Source organism: Staphylococcus sp. HMSC071G07 (genome assembly GCF_001811435.1).
GTDB classification, from domain to species: domain Bacteria; phylum Bacillota; class Bacilli; order Staphylococcales; family Staphylococcaceae; genus Staphylococcus; species Staphylococcus pettenkoferi.
The window spans coordinates 1-208 of record NZ_KV804791.1; the positions used below are offsets into that span (position 1 = coordinate 1).

A 208-nucleotide genomic window follows, 5' to 3' on the forward strand; every position below is an offset into this window, starting at 1 on the left:
TGCAGCAGGCCTTTGACCAGCTCGCTTGCATCATCAGCAGAAGTCGACAGCTCGCTGATCAAGCTGGCGATTTCAGAATTTTCCATCAGCTTCTCGCTGATCTCGTTGATCCTCGCCGGGTCATGGCTTTTCTTCGGTGACACCGTAGTCATTATCGGTGAAACTCCTTCTAGATCAGAGCCTCACACACAAACTTCCTGACACCCTC

General features: G+C 51.4%; 1 pseudogene. It reads right to left on the reverse strand.

The features are described from left to right. A pseudogene (locus HMPREF2802_RS12500) lies at positions 1–152 on the reverse strand (IS256 family transposase); the annotation flags it as partial. Positions 153–208 lie beyond the last annotated feature (56 nt).